18 protein-coding genes are annotated in these 15487 nt (G+C 60.1%); 5 read left to right on the top strand and 13 right to left on the bottom strand.

Annotation, left to right across the window (positions count from 1 at the left end; genetic code table 11):
* Positions 1-231: 231 nt before the first annotated feature.
* Complete coding sequence (locus M0412_RS07505) at positions 232-1791, bottom strand: VOC family protein (protein ID WP_269698384.1); 1560 nt, start codon at positions 1789-1791, stop codon at positions 232-234.
* A 290-nt stretch (positions 1792-2081) separates the two neighbouring features.
* On the opposite strand from M0412_RS07505, the gene M0412_RS07500 reads away from it, so the two are divergent.
* The 3 genes from M0412_RS07500 (at position 2082) to M0412_RS07490 (ending at position 5139) form a co-directional block, all read left to right on the top strand.
* The gene (locus tag M0412_RS07500) at positions 2082-3125 is read left to right on the top strand and encodes an ABC transporter substrate-binding protein (RefSeq protein WP_269698382.1); all 1044 of its coding nucleotides are present in this window, start codon (positions 2082-2084) and stop codon (positions 3123-3125) included.
* Between the two features lie 410 nt (positions 3126-3535).
* Positions 3536-4324, top strand: a complete 789-nt coding sequence (locus M0412_RS07495; RefSeq protein ID WP_269698380.1) for an ABC transporter ATP-binding protein — start codon at positions 3536-3538, stop codon at positions 4322-4324.
* Complete coding sequence (locus M0412_RS07490) at positions 4321-5139, top strand: ABC transporter permease (RefSeq protein ID WP_142839458.1); 819 nt, start codon at positions 4321-4323, stop codon at positions 5137-5139. Before M0412_RS07495 ends, M0412_RS07490 begins: the two co-directional genes overlap by 4 nt.
* Before the next feature lie 183 nt (positions 5140-5322).
* On the opposite strand, the gene M0412_RS07485 is transcribed toward M0412_RS07490, so the two are convergent.
* From M0412_RS07485 to M0412_RS07445, 9 genes are all read right to left on the bottom strand, one after another.
* Positions 5323-6009 (bottom strand): metal-binding protein ZinT, encoded by a 687-nt coding sequence (locus tag M0412_RS07485; RefSeq protein ID WP_269698378.1) that lies wholly within the window; start codon positions 6007-6009, stop codon positions 5323-5325.
* A 185-nt stretch (positions 6010-6194) separates the two neighbouring features.
* Positions 6195-7016, bottom strand: coding sequence for a mechanosensitive ion channel family protein (locus M0412_RS07480; RefSeq protein WP_269698376.1), 822 nt, complete (start codon positions 7014-7016; stop codon positions 6195-6197).
* 78 nt (positions 7017-7094) lie between these two features.
* Positions 7095-7613: a tyrosine phosphatase family protein gene (locus M0412_RS07475; RefSeq protein WP_269698374.1), complete on the bottom strand. Its 519-nt coding sequence runs from the start codon at positions 7611-7613 to the stop codon at positions 7095-7097.
* Positions 7610-8233, bottom strand: a complete 624-nt coding sequence (locus tag M0412_RS07470) for an HD family hydrolase (RefSeq protein WP_269698371.1) — start codon at positions 8231-8233, stop codon at positions 7610-7612. The genes M0412_RS07475 and M0412_RS07470 overlap by 4 nt, the downstream gene beginning before the upstream one ends.
* Positions 8234-8235: 2 nt before the next feature.
* Positions 8236-9084 carry a folate-binding protein YgfZ gene (locus M0412_RS07465; protein ID WP_269698369.1) on the bottom strand — a complete coding sequence of 283 codons (849 nt, stop codon included), beginning with the start codon at positions 9082-9084 and terminating at the stop codon, positions 8236-8238.
* Positions 9085-9206: 122 nt separating this feature from the next.
* Positions 9207-9974 (bottom strand): hypothetical protein, encoded by a 768-nt coding sequence (locus M0412_RS07460; protein ID WP_142839463.1) that lies wholly within the window; start codon positions 9972-9974, stop codon positions 9207-9209.
* 14 nt (positions 9975-9988) lie between these two features.
* On the bottom strand, positions 9989-10246 hold the full coding sequence (locus M0412_RS07455; protein ID WP_003496894.1) for a hypothetical protein: 258 nt from the start codon (positions 10244-10246) through the stop codon (positions 9989-9991).
* 105 nt (positions 10247-10351) lie between these two features.
* Positions 10352-10789: a TIGR02301 family protein gene (locus tag M0412_RS07450; RefSeq protein ID WP_269698364.1), complete on the bottom strand. Its 438-nt coding sequence runs from the start codon at positions 10787-10789 to the stop codon at positions 10352-10354.
* A 98-nt stretch (positions 10790-10887) separates the two neighbouring features.
* The gene (locus M0412_RS07445; RefSeq protein WP_269698363.1) at positions 10888-11304 is read right to left on the bottom strand and encodes an NUDIX hydrolase; all 417 of its coding nucleotides are present in this window, start codon (positions 11302-11304) and stop codon (positions 10888-10890) included.
* Between the two features lie 142 nt (positions 11305-11446).
* Between M0412_RS07445 and M0412_RS07440 the strand changes: the two genes are divergently transcribed.
* Together M0412_RS07440 and M0412_RS07435 are read left to right on the top strand one after the other, a co-directional pair.
* The gene (locus tag M0412_RS07440) at positions 11447-11770 is read left to right on the top strand and encodes a YnfA family protein (protein ID WP_142839466.1); all 324 of its coding nucleotides are present in this window, start codon (positions 11447-11449) and stop codon (positions 11768-11770) included.
* 10 nt (positions 11771-11780) lie between these two features.
* Positions 11781-12542, top strand: a complete 762-nt coding sequence (locus M0412_RS07435) for an SOS response-associated peptidase (RefSeq protein ID WP_269698362.1) — start codon at positions 11781-11783, stop codon at positions 12540-12542.
* A 77-nt stretch (positions 12543-12619) separates the two neighbouring features.
* On the opposite strand, the gene M0412_RS07430 is transcribed toward M0412_RS07435, so the two are convergent.
* The 3 genes from M0412_RS07430 to pssA all read right to left on the bottom strand — a co-directional run bounded on the left by M0412_RS07430 (position 12620) and on the right by pssA (position 15474).
* Positions 12620-13912 carry a PleD family two-component system response regulator gene (locus M0412_RS07430; RefSeq protein WP_269698361.1) on the bottom strand — a complete coding sequence of 431 codons (1293 nt, stop codon included), beginning with the start codon at positions 13910-13912 and terminating at the stop codon, positions 12620-12622.
* A gap of 389 nt (positions 13913-14301) precedes the next feature.
* Positions 14302-14433 (bottom strand): hypothetical protein, encoded by a 132-nt coding sequence (locus M0412_RS07425; RefSeq protein ID WP_256367995.1) that lies wholly within the window; start codon positions 14431-14433, stop codon positions 14302-14304.
* A gap of 171 nt (positions 14434-14604) precedes the next feature.
* The gene (gene pssA, locus M0412_RS07420; RefSeq protein WP_269698360.1) at positions 14605-15474 is read right to left on the bottom strand and encodes a CDP-diacylglycerol--serine O-phosphatidyltransferase; all 870 of its coding nucleotides are present in this window, start codon (positions 15472-15474) and stop codon (positions 14605-14607) included.
* Positions 15475-15487: the final 13 nt, after the last annotated feature.

Genomic DNA, 15487 nt, shown 5'->3' with positions numbered 1-15487 from the left:
TTGGCGAATTTATGCAAGGCCCGGTTGATGTATGGCAGGGAGTAACAGACAGCGAGTGGCTCCCGCTTGTTTCTTCTCCCCGCCGGGGAGAAGTCCGCGGCAGCGGGATGAGGGGGCAAGCTCTCGGTCCATCGCTGGCGTTGCCCCTCATCCGGGCCTTCGGGCCACCTTCTCCCCGGCGGGGAGAAGAAATGGGCGGCACTCGCTCGGCGCATGCCCATCTATCGAAAATCAGGAAGCATCCGCCAGCCAGCGCCGTGCCGCTTCTATATCGGCAAGCCCCAGTTCATGCCCGTCATCCAGCATTTCCACCCGTGCCTCTGCGCCGCTCGCCGCAAGCCGGCCTTGCAGCTCGGTTGCTCCGTCGCGATATTTGTCGCGTTCACCGGCGACGAGCAGGAAATTTCGGCCGGAAAGATCAGTTTGCGGCCATGTGTCGAGAACCGGCATGGGCCGGTAGAGCAGGGCGTCTCCGGCAAGGTCGGGATAAAGTGCGGCAAAGGCCGCATAGAAATTTGCACCATTCGAATGGCCGATAAACCGCAGTTTCGAGCGATCAAGACCGTAGGAACGGATCGCACCTTCGACAAAGGCGGCAAAGGCCTCTGCTTCTGCCGCAATATCAGTCTGGTCGAAGCTGAAATCGGGGAAACGCCGGAACCAGCGGGCGATCTCTTCTTCCGTGCTGCGGCCGCGCACGCCTAAGAGTGTCGCGCCGCGCGCGGCCCTGTGCGCCAGCGGCATCAGGCTCGTTTCGCTGCCGCCAGAGCCGTGCAGCAGGATGATGGTGCTGCCATCCGGTTCCTCCGGCGTATAGAACCGGTGCACGAAGGGCAGGTCGCGATAAATGATGCGCTCCTCGCCCGGCATGGAAAATTGCGGCAGGGCGACGCGCACATCCGCCTCGTCCTTCATGAACAGCGGCGGAATGAACAATTGTTCGCCGAGCGCTTCCAGCGGTTCGTCGATCGTCATGCCGGGGCCGTCGGTTGCCATTTCGATCAGCACGCCGCCCGGTTCGCGGACATAGAGCGAATGGAAATACTTTCGGTCATGGGCATTGGTGGTGCTGGAATTGAGCGATTTCAGCCCGGTAAGCACCGCATTCAGCTCATCGATATCCTCGGCGCGGAAGGCGATGTGATCGACCGTGCCGGTGCCCGGTGCGCTGGACCAGAAGCCGGTGGCATCGCGCACGTCGATGATGTCGCCGCTGTCGGAGACGAGCCGGCGGATCGCGCCGATCTGGCTTTCCTGCCGGTAACCGAAGTGCTTTTCTAGAAACGCCACGGTTTCTTCCGGTACCTCGCTCAGCATCGTCGCACCATAGATGCGGCGAATCGCGTCCTGCGCAGAAATGTCGTCCGTCACATGTGGCGTCGCATCGGCAAAGGCATGGGTGCCGACCAACTTGACGATCAGGCCGTCAGGATCTTTCAGCCGGATGACCGGCTCACCGAATTCGTCGGATGGCCCCTCGGCGCGGATGCCGAATTTCAGTGCCCGCGTCAGCCAGAAGCCGATCGAGGCGGGATCTATCGCTACCGAGACTTCCAGTGTCTGGCCGTAACCGACGCGGCCCTGGCCGCCATCTTCCCAGACGAGAAATGTCAGAAGTGAGCCGGGCGAGGCGATGTCGTCGCCATAAAGCAGGTGAAGCTGCATGGCGTCTTCGAAGCCGGCGGTGCGCTTGACCAGTTTCAAACCGAGAAAGCCGGCGTAGAAATCCACATTCGCCTGCACCTTCCGGGTGATCATGGTGATGTGGTGTATGCCCAGTGCAGAGTTCATCTTGCCGTCCCGTCGTTTCGCCTGCTGTTCGTGGCCCTATTTGTCCTACGCTGCGCCTGATCCGCAACCCCGGCAAATGAGAACGCTGTGTTCTCTGCGTGAACGATGTTGCTTCCGCTTCGTTGCACGCACGCTGCGCAGAAACTGGGCTTTGTGCCTCCATATCAATCCGATTTGCATATAAAATAAGCATACAAAATAATGGCTATTTTGTATGCAATTTTGTCTTGCCTTGCGGGTGGGAATTGGCTCTTATGCAACCAATCCAACAAAACCATCAGGGGGAATAGATGATCTTAACGCGCAGGTTGTTGTCCAAAGCGCTAGTCATTGCTGCCATCGGCGTTACGGCCGGAATGGTGCTGCCGGTGACGGGCGCTTATGCCGAAACGCCGGTCAAATTCACGCTCGACTGGAAATTCGAAGGCCCCGCCGCCGGCTTCCTGCTGGCGCTCGACAAGGGTTACTTCAAGGCGGAAGGCCTCGACGTCACGATCGACAGCGGCAACGGTTCGGTGGAAGCCATTCCGCGCGTGGCAACGGGCGCCTACCAGATGGGGTTCGGCGATATCAACTCGGTGATGAAGTTCCTCGACGAGGATCCGAGCCAGAAGATCAAGGCCGTTTACATGGTCTATGAGCGCCCGACCTTTGCCGTCGTCGGCCGCAAGTCGCTTGGCGTCACGGGTGATCCGAAGTCGCTGGAAGGCAAGAAGCTCGGCGCGCCGCCGCCGGATGGCGCCTTTGCGCAATGGCCGGCCTTCAGGCAGGTCGCGGGTCTCGATGAAAGCAAGATCAAGATCGAATCGATCGGTTTTCCCGTGCGTGAACCGATGCTTGCCAAGGGCGATGTCGATGCCGTCTTCGGTTTTGCTTTTTCTGTCATCCTCAACCTGAAGAAGCAGGGCATTGCCGATGACGACATCTCGACCATCCTGATGGCCGAGCACGGCTTGAATCTCTATGGCAATGCGGTGCTGGTAAACACTGATTTCGCTGAGAAAAACCCTGAAGCCGTCAAGGGCTTCCTCAAGGCGCTGGCCAAGGGCTTCGCCGATTCCGTCAAGACCCCGGAAGAGGGCGTGGCGGCGGTGTTGAAGCGCAACGAGACGCTCGACAGCGCCATTGAGCTGGAGCGCCTCAACATGGCCAACAGCATGAACATCAAGACGCCCTATGTGGTGGAAAACGGCATGGGTGGCGTCGATCCGGCCCGGCTTGCCGCCTCCATCGAGACGTTGAAGGTTTCCATGGGCCTGAAGGGCAATGTGAAGGCGGAACAGGTGTTCGATGCGACCTACCTGCCGGCCAAGGAAGAACGCATGCTTCCCTGAAGGATAAAACGAGCGGGTGCCGCTTGTTTCTTCTCCCCGCCGGGGAGAAGTCCGCGGCAGCGGGATGAGGGGGCAAGCTCTCGGCCTATCGCTGACGTAGCCCCCTCATCCGACCCTTCGGGCCACCTTCTCCCCGGCGGGGAGAAGAAACAAGCGGAACGGTTTTGCCATGCTCTTGAAGCGGCAGCCTCCGCAGGACAATCGAATGGGCCGAGTGGGCGCCGCTTACTTCTTCTCCCCGCCGGGGAGAAGTCCGCGGCAGCGGGATGAGGGGGCAAGCTCTCGGTTTCTCGATGGCGTCGCCCCCTCATCCGACCCTTCGGGCCGCCTTCTCCCCCTCGGGGAGGAGAAACAAGCAGCAACGCTGCGGGATTAAACGGCCCGATCAGCAACTGAAAACGGGAACTGCGATGTCACATCTCGTGGAAATAGACAATGTCGACATGCGTTATGGCGGGTCGGCCGGCACGCTGGCCGTATCCGGTTTGAACCTGACGGTCGACAAGGGTGAATTCGCCGCCGTGGTCGGCCCGTCGGGCTGCGGCAAGTCCACGCTGATGAAACTGGTGACGGGGCTGCATATTCCGCAAAAGGGCAATGTCATCGTTGCCGGGCGGCAGGTTACGGAGCCCGTCTCCATCGTTGGCATGGCTTTTCAGAACCCGACGATGCTGCCCTGGCGCACGACGCTTGAGAACATCCTGCTGCCGCTGGAAATCGTCGAAAAACACCGCCGTCGTCTGCGCGCCCACAAGGCGGAATATGTCGCAAAGGCCGAGCGCCTTCTGGAGATCGTCGGCCTGAAGGGTTTTGGCGCGAAATATCCATGGCAGCTTTCCGGCGGCATGCAGCAGCGCGCCAATCTCTGCCGCGCGCTGATCCACGAGCCGGATTTGCTGATGCTCGATGAGCCATTTGGCGCACTGGATGCCTTCACCCGCGAGGAATTGTGGTGCGTCATCCGTGACCTGCACGCCGCGCAGCGCGTGACCATCATTCTGGTAACCCACGATCTGCGCGAAGCGACTTTCCTCGCCGACAAGATTTTTGTGATGAGCGCAAGGCCGGGCCGCGTGCTGGCGGAACACCGCGTGCCGTTTGCCCGTCCGCGCCAGCTCGATCTTATGTATGACAAGGGTTTCAACGACATGGTGCAGGCACTGCATGGTGAAATCGCGCAGGCGAGGGTGGCGGCATGAGCGCGATCATGGAAAGCACCGTCACGGCCGAGCCGCGCAAGCCGCTGATTGCCCGCGTCAACTGGGTGAAGGCCGCCCCCTGGCTTTATACGCTGGCGCTCTTCGCGCTGTGGGAACTGCTGGTCTATGCGCTGAAAATGCCGCCCACCATCCTGCCGTCGCCGGTAAGGGTAGGTCAGGCCATCCTGCAATATTGGTCGCCGATCTGGAAGAATTCGCTGCAGACGCTTTATACGACGACTTTGGGCTTTGCCATTGCTGTTGTCGCCGGCCTTGCCATCGGCCTGTTCATCGGCTGGTCGAAAACCATTTATGCCGGGCTTTATCCATTGATGATCGGCTTCAATGCCATCCCGAAGGTGGCGCTGGTGCCAATCCTCGTCATCTGGTTCGGCATCGGCACTGTTCCCGCGGTGTTGACCGCCTTCCTGATTTCCTTCTTCCCCATCGTCGTGAATGTCGCCACAGGCCTTGCCACCATCGAGCCGGAAACCGAGGACGTGCTGCGGGCGCTGGGCGCGAAGAAGATGGATATCATGCTGAAGGTCGGCATTCCGCGTTCCATGCCTTATTTCTTCGGCTCGCTGAAAATCGCCATCACGCTCGCCTTCGTCGGCTCGGTCGTCTCGGAAACCGTCGCTTCCAATTATGGCCTCGGCAACATGATGAGTTCGGCACAGAGCCAGTTCAACGTGCCGCTGGTTTTTGCCGGCCTCCTGATGCTGGCCGTGGAAGGCATCGTCATGTACGCCATCATGGCCTGGCTTGAAAAACGAATGACCGGCTGGGCGCATCGTTCGACCATGGGACAGTGAGGCCACCTTCTCCCCGCCGGGGAGAAGGTGGCCCGAAGGGTCGGATGAGGGGGCGACAGCAGAGATATGCGGCGAGCTTGCCCCCTCAACCCGCTGCCGCGACTTTCTCCCCGGGGGGGAGAAGGCGAAAGAGGCACTGCTCGGCGTTCCTCACGCTCCGGAAAGCCGTGAGCCTGCCAGGGCTCAATGCGCCGCCATTTCCTTGACGATATCAGCGCCGTCCATCAGGAAGGGATAATAGGTCGGCCAATTGGTGACTTCGTCCAGCAGGGCCTTGCGGTCATTCCCCCAGTAGAGGTGGTAATGGCCGGCCTTTACCGGAGCGATGGAGTGGTCGCTGAACTGGATGAACTGCGGAGCGGCCTCGTCGCCGGCGGTCTTCTTGAAGATGTATCTTACGCCGCGATTGCCCTTCTTGTAGGTCAGGATTTCCTGGCCGTCACTGGCATAAGTACCCTCGACCGGTTTGCCTTCCTTGTAGAAAGCCACGCTGTCGCCCTTGATGACGATGCGGTTCACATCCGTCTTGTAACCGATGTCGTAATAGGCGCGATATTCTGCGGCCGTCTTGTCGCCATGGGCGGCTTTTTCGGCCATGACGGAATCAAGCGAACCGTTCAGCAGGTAAGGATAAACAGACTGCCAGTCGCCGTCCCAGTCGGAAAGCGTGCGCGCCTTTACCTGGGCATCCTCGAAATAACCGCTGTAAATCTTCTTTTCCGCCTCGGTCATCTGGTGGCCGTGATCGTGCCCATGGTCATGGCTGTGGGCGGCGGATTTGTTACCGCCGGCGGCCGTGGCAGCGGCTGCCACCAGCAGCATGGAAGCAAGCGCGACCGCGCCGGTGACGCGGATGAGTGTCTTCTGCATTGTTTGGCCCTCTCATATCTGTCGTCGAAAAGTCAGTTACGTAATAACATTACAATCCGACCTATAGAGACGTCTTTTGCAGGAAGCAAGGGCGGGAGCTGGCGGGCGGTGATGAAAAAAAGCGCGATGGCCGGGAAAGCCACCGCGCTTGAGACATGGAGGGTGGGGAAGAGAGTTTCGAGGCCTCAGGCGGGCTGCGCGCTCACTTCCGCCTTGCGTTCATCAAAGGCGAGTTTCATTGCCTTCGTCACATCGCGGGTCGTTACGAAATAACTGTCGCTGCGCACCCAATAGCGCAATTTGACCGTCGCGCTGTCGGCGCTGACGGAATCAACGAAGGTGACGGGGGCAGGGTCCAGCAGCACCCGGCTTTCGGAGCGCACCACGCGCATCAGCATATCCTGCGCAGCAGCCAAGTCCTCGTCATTCTTCACCGTCAGGCTAAGCTCGTGGCGGCGCGAGGGAAAGCGGCTGTAATTGGTGATCGGTACGTTCCAAAGGGTGGAATTGGGCGCGAGGCGATAAAGCCCGTCACTGGTCTTAAGCTCGGTGGCAAACAAACCGATTTCCACTACGGTGCCGCTGACCGTGCTGGTCTCGATATATTCACCGACCCGGAAGGGGCGCAACACCAGAAGCATGATGCCGGCGGCAATGTTCTGCAGCGTGCCCTGCAGCGCAAGGCCGATGGCGAGACCTGCGGCACCCAGCGCCGCGAGAATGGAGGCCGTCTGCACGCCGAACTGGCCAAGCACCATGACCAGCACCAGAATAAGCACGACATAACGGATCGCGCCCGCGAAGAAACCGGCGAGTGTCGCATCGAAACCGCGAATGCGCGACAGGCCCTGAAAGGCCCATCGCTGCAGGAAGGTGGCGGCCAGCCAGCCGACGATCAGCAGCAGAAGCGCGCCAACGATCGAAAAGGAATATTGCACCGCCAGCGCGCTCGCCTGCCGCACGGCCGCCTGCGATGCGACGATGATATCCGTTGCCTGTTGTTCCATGAATTATCCCGTGATTTTCATTGTTGTTCAGGGTTGGTAACGAATGGGTGCCGCAGGGGTTCCGCCAAAAATCGGGAGTCAGCCGGCAAGCGGCAACACAAAAGGCACATTGCCGTCGGTATCGGCTCCCCTGCCGATCGCCTTGATTGCCTTGACCAGCCGGCCGTCACGCGCCAGCAGCCGGTCGCCGATGGCGATGATGCGGGCATTGGGGGTGACATAGGGCGAGACGGCGCGCAGGCGAAGCGCAAGCGCCATTTCGTCCTGATCCGGATAAAGGCAAAGTGCGGCAATGACGGCGGCGGCCGGCGAGCGCGAAATCCCCATCCAGCAATGGATGAGCAGCGGTGCGGACTGATCCCATTCCCGGGCAAAATCGATTAGCTTCAGCACATGCGCATCATCAGGGGCGATAAGATCGCCGGTGCCCTTGAAGGTGATGTCGTTCATGGCAAGCGTCAGATGCCGGTCGGCGGCAATCACCGCCGGGCGGTGAAAGCTCTGCTCCTTGGCAATCAGCGTCACCATTTCGCGAGCCTTGTGCTTCACGGCCATTTCCGCGATCCGCGACAGCGGCGATACCACGATTGCCGTCATGTCGCGCTCCCGGTCTTCGTTGCGCGCAGCGCCTCGATTGCTTCGAAACGTTCGATGAACAGTTTCTGTGCTTCCGTCGAGGGCAGGGGCGTGATGGTGAACATGTCGCGGGTAATGCCGCGCGGCAGGCCGAAGAATTTCTGCGCCTCGGCAGTGGAAAAACCGGCAAGCTCCGTCGCCTCGAAAAAGGCGGCAACCGTATCGGCCTTCTTGATCCGGTCCTTCAAATCGCGTGATGCATGCGGTGGTAGGCCGAACCGCAGATGCACGGCGGCCTCCAGCCGCTTCTCGACGGTCTTGTAACCGCCGCCGACCACGGATTTGAACGGAGAGATCATGTCGCCGATGACATATTCCGGTGCATCATGCAGAAGCGCCATCAGCATGTCGCCGGGCGTCGCATCCGTGCACATGCGGCAGAAAATCGTCTCGACGATGAGGCTGTGCTGGGCAACGGAAAAGGCATGATCGCCGCGCGTCTGGCCGTTCCAGCGGGCAACGCGGGCAAGACCATGGGCGATATCGGCGATTTCCACGTCGAGCGGCGAAGGATCGAGCAGATCGAGCCGTCGACCGGAAAGCATGCGCTGCCAGGCGCGCGGACTTTTTGCGGGAGCCAAGCCTAGTCCTCCGCCCGCGCTGCCGGATCGGCGGCCGGGAAGGAAAGGCCACTCCAGGCCGGCAGGGCCACTGTTACGGTGACATCTTCCGCAAGAAGCGGGGTACCGGAGGCAAGCGCATCGGCAATGCGATCGATCCGCACGATGGCGAGCGCTGTGCTGCCGCAAACGGTCCCGAGCGTGCCGACCGGTTTTCCATTGGCGGCAATCTCTGTCCCGCTGTCTGGAAGCGGACCTTCGGCCGAAACGGTAACGACGCGCCGCCTTGCGGTGCCGCGATGTTTCATGCGTGAGACGACTTCCTGGCCGACGAAGCAGCCCTTCCTGAAGGAAACGCCGTCATTCACATCCATCAGCACATCATGGGGAAATGCATCCTGCAGCGCATAGTCCCGTCCGGATTCGGCAATGCCGTGTTCGACGCGCAACGCATCATAGGCCGCAGCGTCGCCGGCGGACGAGGCGCCCGGCAGGCGGAACAGATCAACGCCGGCCTTGGCAAAACGGCCATCCCGGATGCCTGCCTCGGGCGCTTTCTCGTTCCAGAAAACGCTGACACCTTCAGTCGCTTCGGATTTCAGATCGACGGGCGCGCGCAGCTTGTACATTGTCAGGCGGCGCAGCAGCGCATCCTGTTCTGCAGCACCTGTCTCGATCAGGTAATCGGTTCCGTCGCGCGCGATCAGGAAATCGAACAGGATCTTGCCCTGCGGCGTCAGCAGCGCCGCAGCGCGGGCTTCGCCCTCGCCCAAATTTTCAACATCGGCGGTGATGAGATTATTCAGAAATTCCTCGGCGCCTGTGCCGGAAACTCTGATCAGGCGGCGGTCGGCAAGAAAGGCGGAAGGCATGGCGTCACCGTTCGGTTCATCGAGACTGCGCGATCTCCGGCAAAATGCAGATGCACTTCGCCGGACGGCTCATTCCGCACAGTTAGGATTTTTACCGGAGAACGGCAAGCACCGCGAGGCGATCAATCGCCGGCGGTGAAGAACTTCCACTTGCCATCAGGCGAAATGCCGATGCGGTAAAAGCTATAATTGCCATATTCCTGCATATCCGCCAGATCGCCCGCCGTGATGATGCGCAGCAGTTCCACCTTCTCCGGCGGCGTCAGCGTATTCAGCGGCTTTCCGGCAAAATACGGGAAGACATAGGCTTCATCAGGCGTGCCGGCATCGATATGGGCATAACCGGTCGACAGCAGGTCGATGATGATCGCCAGCACTTCCAGCCCGTCGGGATCGCCGGAATAGCTTTTCAGCGCCGCGATCGGGTCTTCGCTGTCGCTGCCGTCGATGCGGAATTCGTTCTGGCCGGCGGCGATGAAGGGCCGCAATTTTTCGATGTCACCCGAAGCGGCGGCGTCGATGATCTGCTGGCGCAGCTTGCGAACGGCTTCCGGGGCCTTGGAAATGTCGTGCTCGATGACGACGGACATTTCCGGAGCATTGTCCGGCTTGGAGGATTGCTGTTTGGTCTGGGCAGCGGAACGGTCGACCAGGGGGTCGGGCAGGGGAATGCCTTCCGAATCGCCTTCGATTTCGTCCGGCTCCGCGGGCTGGGCCTGCTGCGGCTGGTCACCATTCTGGGCCTGCGGCTCGCTTTCGGTGTTTTGCGCCGGTTTCAGCTCGGAAAGGGCGAAAGCGCGGTTCGGCAAGCCAATCGACCCGGCGGTCAAAGCAAGCACGATGGACAGCATGGCGGAAGAGCGCAAAAGCCCCTTGCTCAGGCAAGACATGATAGACCCCGGCTTTACTGTATCACCCGCTGCGGAGAAAATTCGCCTTCAAGCATACGCTGGCGCAGCGATTCCAGCATTGCTTCCGCACCGGCTTCGCCATGCATGCGGATGGTTTCGCGCATGGCCAGAGCAATGGCGGCATCGGCGATGATCTCAGGCTCGATGCCGTCGGCCATGCCGTCAGCCCATGCCTCGTTCTGGTGTTCCAGAGCGACCTGCATCTTTTCATGCACGATCATGTCGTCGATTTCGTTACGGCTCGTCTGCATTTTTCATCCTCGACAGGGCGGGCAAGTCCTTACCACCCTGTTAACAACACTAGCAGCCTTTTATCAAAACGGCACGGGCTGCGGCGAAAAGAGGTTAACAATCCTCTAATTTCCGAACCTGGACGCGATTTCCTGAGCGAGTGTTGCCCCTTCGTTACGGTAGTTCTCTTCTGCCATGACGGCGGCGCGTGTGCAACTGGTGTGGATGGCCGCAAAGGAGCGGTATCCACGGTTGAATGCAGCCGTCATGCGCTGGCGTCTTTCGGGTTCGTTGGCCGTGTCCGCAGCCAGAAGATCGCTCATCGATCTGCGCCAGTCCTCCGGACCGGAAGAGGGGCACAGGGTTCTCAGATATTGCACCGCGCCCAGTATTTCGGAAAGCCGTGCCAGCTTGTCGTCATAGGGAGCGGGTTTGGGCGGCGTCACTTCCGCAGGGCGCACTTCCTTGGAAGCCGCCTTTGAAGGCTGCGCATAAGCGATGCCTTCTTGCCCGGCCGGCAACATGGCCAGGAAAAGAGACAGGAAAATGGTTGATCTTATCAAAATTCTATTCTGCCCCACACATACGCGTGAACTGCTGGCTGGTGAACATCCGGCGGGCGGACATGCCCTAAATAATCGCGATTCTGGCTGGCTGGCAATCATGCAAGCAGGCGCTCGGCGCATTCGACGACGCTTTCAGGCGCCGGCAGCCGGCGGATTTCCGCCAATGTGTACCACCCCGCATCCGCCGCATCGTCGGCCGCCGTCACTGCCGGATCGGCATCCGTTTCCACCGTAAAGACCGACAGGAAATAGTGGCTGGTCAGCACGCCGTCTGCGTCGCGCGACGGCAGGTCATAGGTCGCGAACAGTTGCGGTTTGCGCGCGAGGATGCCGGTTTCCTCGTGAAGTTCGCGAATCGCCGTCTCCGCCGGTGTTTCCCCCTCTTCGCCGCGCCCGCCCGGAAAGGCGAACATGTCCTTTGACGGCGGATTGATTCGGCGCACGAGAAGCAGCCGGTCGCCATTCCTGACGATGGCGGAGGAGGCGGGGCGGGGCTTGATGCGAAGGGTCATAAAGGGTTTCACTCGTTTCGGCCGTCTGAGGCCTGTCTGCATATTGTGGTGCGAGAGCGCCGATGCGCCCTTTCGGATGAGGCGCGGAGGCTCTAACCTGTTGCGAACAACACGCCCCATTGTGCACGCAGAAGACGGTGGAATGAAGGTCTATCTTATCTATGTATTGGCGGCACTTGCGGAAATCGCCGGTTGCTTCTCCTTCTGGGCCTGGCTGAAACTCGGCAAGCCGGTCTGGATATTATTGCCGGGCATGCTGTCGCTTGCCGCTTTCGCCTGGCTATTGGCACTGGTGCCGACCGAGACGGCGGGCAGAGCCTATGCCGCCTATGGCGGGATCTACATCGCCGCATCGCTTCTCTGGCTCTGGGGCGTTGAAGGGCAGTTGCCGGATAAATGGGATGTCGCCGGCGGCGCCGTTTGCCTCGCCGGCACGGCCATCATCCTGTTCGGTCCACGCGCCTGAGGAGAAGAAGATGTGCGGACGTTTTGTCCTGAAGGCGACGCCGGAAGAAATCGCCGATTATCTCGATCTGATCGGGCTTGAGGATTTTCCCGCCCGTTTCAACATTGCGCCCACCCAGCCGGTTCTGGTGGTGCTGGAAGGCGAGCGGCAGGAGCGCGGCAGCAACCTGCCCAACCGCCGGGCGGTGCTGGTCCGCTGGGGCTTTCTGCCGGGCTGGGTGAAGGACCCCAAGGATTTTCCCCTGCTGATCAATGCGCGCTCGGAAACCGCCATCGGCAAGGCCTCCTTCCGCGCCGCCATGCGCCATCGCCGCGTGCTCATTCCCGCCACCGGCTTTTACGAATGGCGGCGACCACCCAAGGAGGACGGCGGCAAGCCGCAACCCTATTTCATCCGCCCGAAAAACGGCGGCATCGTCGCCTTTGCCGGCCTCATGGAAACATGGTCTTCCGCTGACGGATCTGAAGTCGACACCGGCGCAATCCTGACGACGGCCGCCAATGCCGCAATCGGCCGCATTCACGACCGCATGCCTGTCGTCATCGCGCCCGAGGATTTCAGCCGCTGGCTGGACTGCAAGACGCAGGAACCGCGCGAGGTGGCCGATCTGATGCGACCGGCCCAGGACGATTTCTTCGAGATGATCCCGGTGTCGGACAAGGTCAACAAGGTCGCCAATGTCGGCGCCGATCTCATCGAGCCGGTGCCGGAAAGCGTGCCGCTGGCCAAAATCAAACCGCCGAAGGACGAGGGGCAGATGTCGCTGTTTTGAGGAGCTTTCGGGGCTAGGCACCGCGGCTGAACGCCGCTGCTTGTTTCCCATAAACGACTATCTTCTTCGAAGGGCTCTCAGCCGTTCTGCCCCATCTTCTGCAGGCCTTCCTGGATCATCACGTCGGAATACACCCGGTTGCGGCCATTCGCCTTGGCGAGATAGAGCAACTGGTCGGCGGCATTCAGCTGGTTGTCGAAAGGTTCGCCCTTTTCGATTTCCACCACGCCGAGCGAAATCGTCAGCGCCAGGCTGCTGCCGCTGAGCTGGCGGCCGTTGCTTTCAACAGCGCCGCGCAATTCCTCACAGAACTGATAGGCGGCATGGGCATCGAGCCCACGCAGGAACACGGCGAACTCTTCGCCGCCGAGGCGGGCGGGAATATGGCGCTTCTCATGGCACATGTCGTGCAGCAGTTCGGCAAGCTTCTTCAGCGCCCGGTCGCCGGCATCGTGCCCGAGTGTGTCGTTGATCTTCTTGAAATGGTCGATGTCGAGAATGGCGACCGCACCGTTTTCGTCGTTTTCGTTGATGATATCCATCAACGCCCGGGTACGCTCGAAGAAGGAGCGGCGGTTCGGCAGGCCGGTCAGATGGTCGCGTTCGGCCAGTTCACGCAGGCGTTTCAGCTGCTTCAGCGTTTCGATATTATTGTCGATACGGCACTGCAACTCCTCCGGCACGAATGGGCGATAGACGAAATCCGACGCGCCTGCCTTGAGGAAACTGGCCGAAAGCAGCCGGTCGGTGGAGGATGAGATGCCGATCACCCGCAGATCCTCCGAGGAACGGCTGTCGCAGATACGGCGCGTCAGCTCATAACCGTCCATGTCAGGCATATGATAATCGGTGATGACAAGCTGGATCGAGGGATCCTGTGAGAGGATTTCCAGCGCCCGATTGCCCGAATGGGCCTCGCTGACCTTGAAATTCTGCCGCTCCAGTATTTCCACCAGGCCGGAACGCGCCGTGCGCGCATCATCGACCACCAGAACGGAGAAGCGTCGGTTGGTCAAAATCCGGTCGACGGTCTTGACCACCGCATCGACGGTGCGATGCCCGTCCTTGACGATATAATCGATGATCTTCTTTTCGGCGTAACGTTTGCGCGCCTCTTCATCCACCGTTGCGGTGAAGACGATCGCCGGCACCTTGCGTTCGGAAAGAAGGCCCAAAATCTCGCCCTTCGGCGCGTCGGGCAGGTTGAGCCCCGTCAGCGCCAGCGTGAAATGATGGACGCTCAGAAGGGCACCGGCGGTAGCCATGCTGTCACAATGAATGACCTCAGCCTCGGTCTCTTCCGAGAGCCGCGACTTCAGCAGCATGGAAAGAGCAACGGAATCTTCAATCAGAAGAATTTTATCCTGCATGGCCGTCCCAAGCCCCCCTGGCCTGTCTTCACAATCTTTCCTGAACACCGGATATTCGTCATCCGCATGTCTGCGGATTTGGAAGTCGGCTTATGCATTGTTTTGGAAAAAACTGCGAAAAATAGAAAATTCTTTGTTATTCACTAGTCTATACGTTTGCGCTCGTACAGACGTTTCGTAGAGGCCGCGCTTTTTACTTCATTTTCGTTGCGGCTTCGTTACAAAAAGTTCCTGAATTTATGAATACCGGTCGTTCATGCTGCATGCCGGACAAAAAACGGCGCCGTTAAAGGCGCCGCGCGATTGCTGAAGTTCTGCCGGGGAATGTTGATTCTTGATCCGATGCACCAGATGATCCGAAAACCGCTGGCCAAAAAAACTTAATGTTTTCAGGCGGGTTTGACGGCTGGCTTGCGCTTCAGCATCAGGGCTGCGGCCGCGACGGCCTTCAGTCCAAGCGGGCGGTAGTGGCTTTTGAGGTCCGGCTTCGCCTGCGGCTGTGCCTTCGTCTCGTTCGTCATTTCTTTTCTCCATAATTCACGCCATTCGCCGGTGCGAAGCGTGTGAAGCCCCTTTCTCGGGGGTAATCTTGACGGATTCGAGGCGAAAAAAAATGAAGCCGGCTTTGGGGGATGCGACATTTTGTGCCACATCCACCGGCAAGGTCCCGCAGGAAAAATAAACCTGTGGTTTCAAATACCGCGATCGAGGCCGTTTCCGCCATTCGCCTCATCATGCGCGTCTTCTTCGATGGTCAGCGTGCCATAGCGGCGATGCCACAGGCGGGCGCTGATGGGAATGAAGACGAGATAAGCGGCAACGGTCAGAACCAGCACTTCCCAGGTGAAGCTCATCAGCATCGCCACGTAGAGCACGACGACGAGGATCATCGGCAGCACCAGATCGCGGCGAATGCGGCTGGTGCCTGATTTTCCCGACCAGACCGGCAGGCGGCTGATGAGGAGATAACCGATCAGTACGGTATAGGCGGCGGCGACATAGGCGAAGGGCTTGTCCGGCTCCACGCCGAGGAAGCCGAGATAGACGGGCAGAAGCACCAGCATGGCGCCCATGGGAGCCGGAACACCCACGAAGAATTCGTTCTGCCAGGGCGCTTTCACGGGCCGTTCGATCATCACGTTGAAGCGCGCGAGGCGCAGGCCGGCGGCAATGACATAGATGAGCGCGGCGATCCAGCCGATGGAGCGCGCCTGATCGAGCAGATAGGCATAGACCACGAGGGCAGGGGCGACACCGAAATTGACGATGTCGGCCAGACTATCCATCTGTTCGCCAAATTTGGAGGTCGCCTTCATCATCCGGGCGATGCGCCCGTCGATGCCGTCGAGGAAGGCGGCGAGCAGCACCATACCGACGGCCAGCTCAAAGCGGCCTTCGATGGCGAGACGCACGCCGCTCAGGCCCGCACAGATGGCCAGAACGGTGATGAGATTGGGTATCACGAGGCGGAAGGGAATTTCCCGCAGACGTGGACCCCGGCCGCTATCCTTACGGCCCTCCTGTTTTCCGTTCTGTTGCGGCTCGGCGATCGGCGTTTCCATGGCGCATGCCCTT

It is taken from the genome of Agrobacterium sp. O3.4 (assembly GCF_041414895.1).
GTDB lineage: Bacteria > Pseudomonadota > Alphaproteobacteria > Rhizobiales > Rhizobiaceae > Agrobacterium > Agrobacterium cucumeris.
The sequence above is the reverse complement of the archived record's forward strand: the minus strand, read 5'-3'. Positions and strand labels throughout refer to the sequence as shown.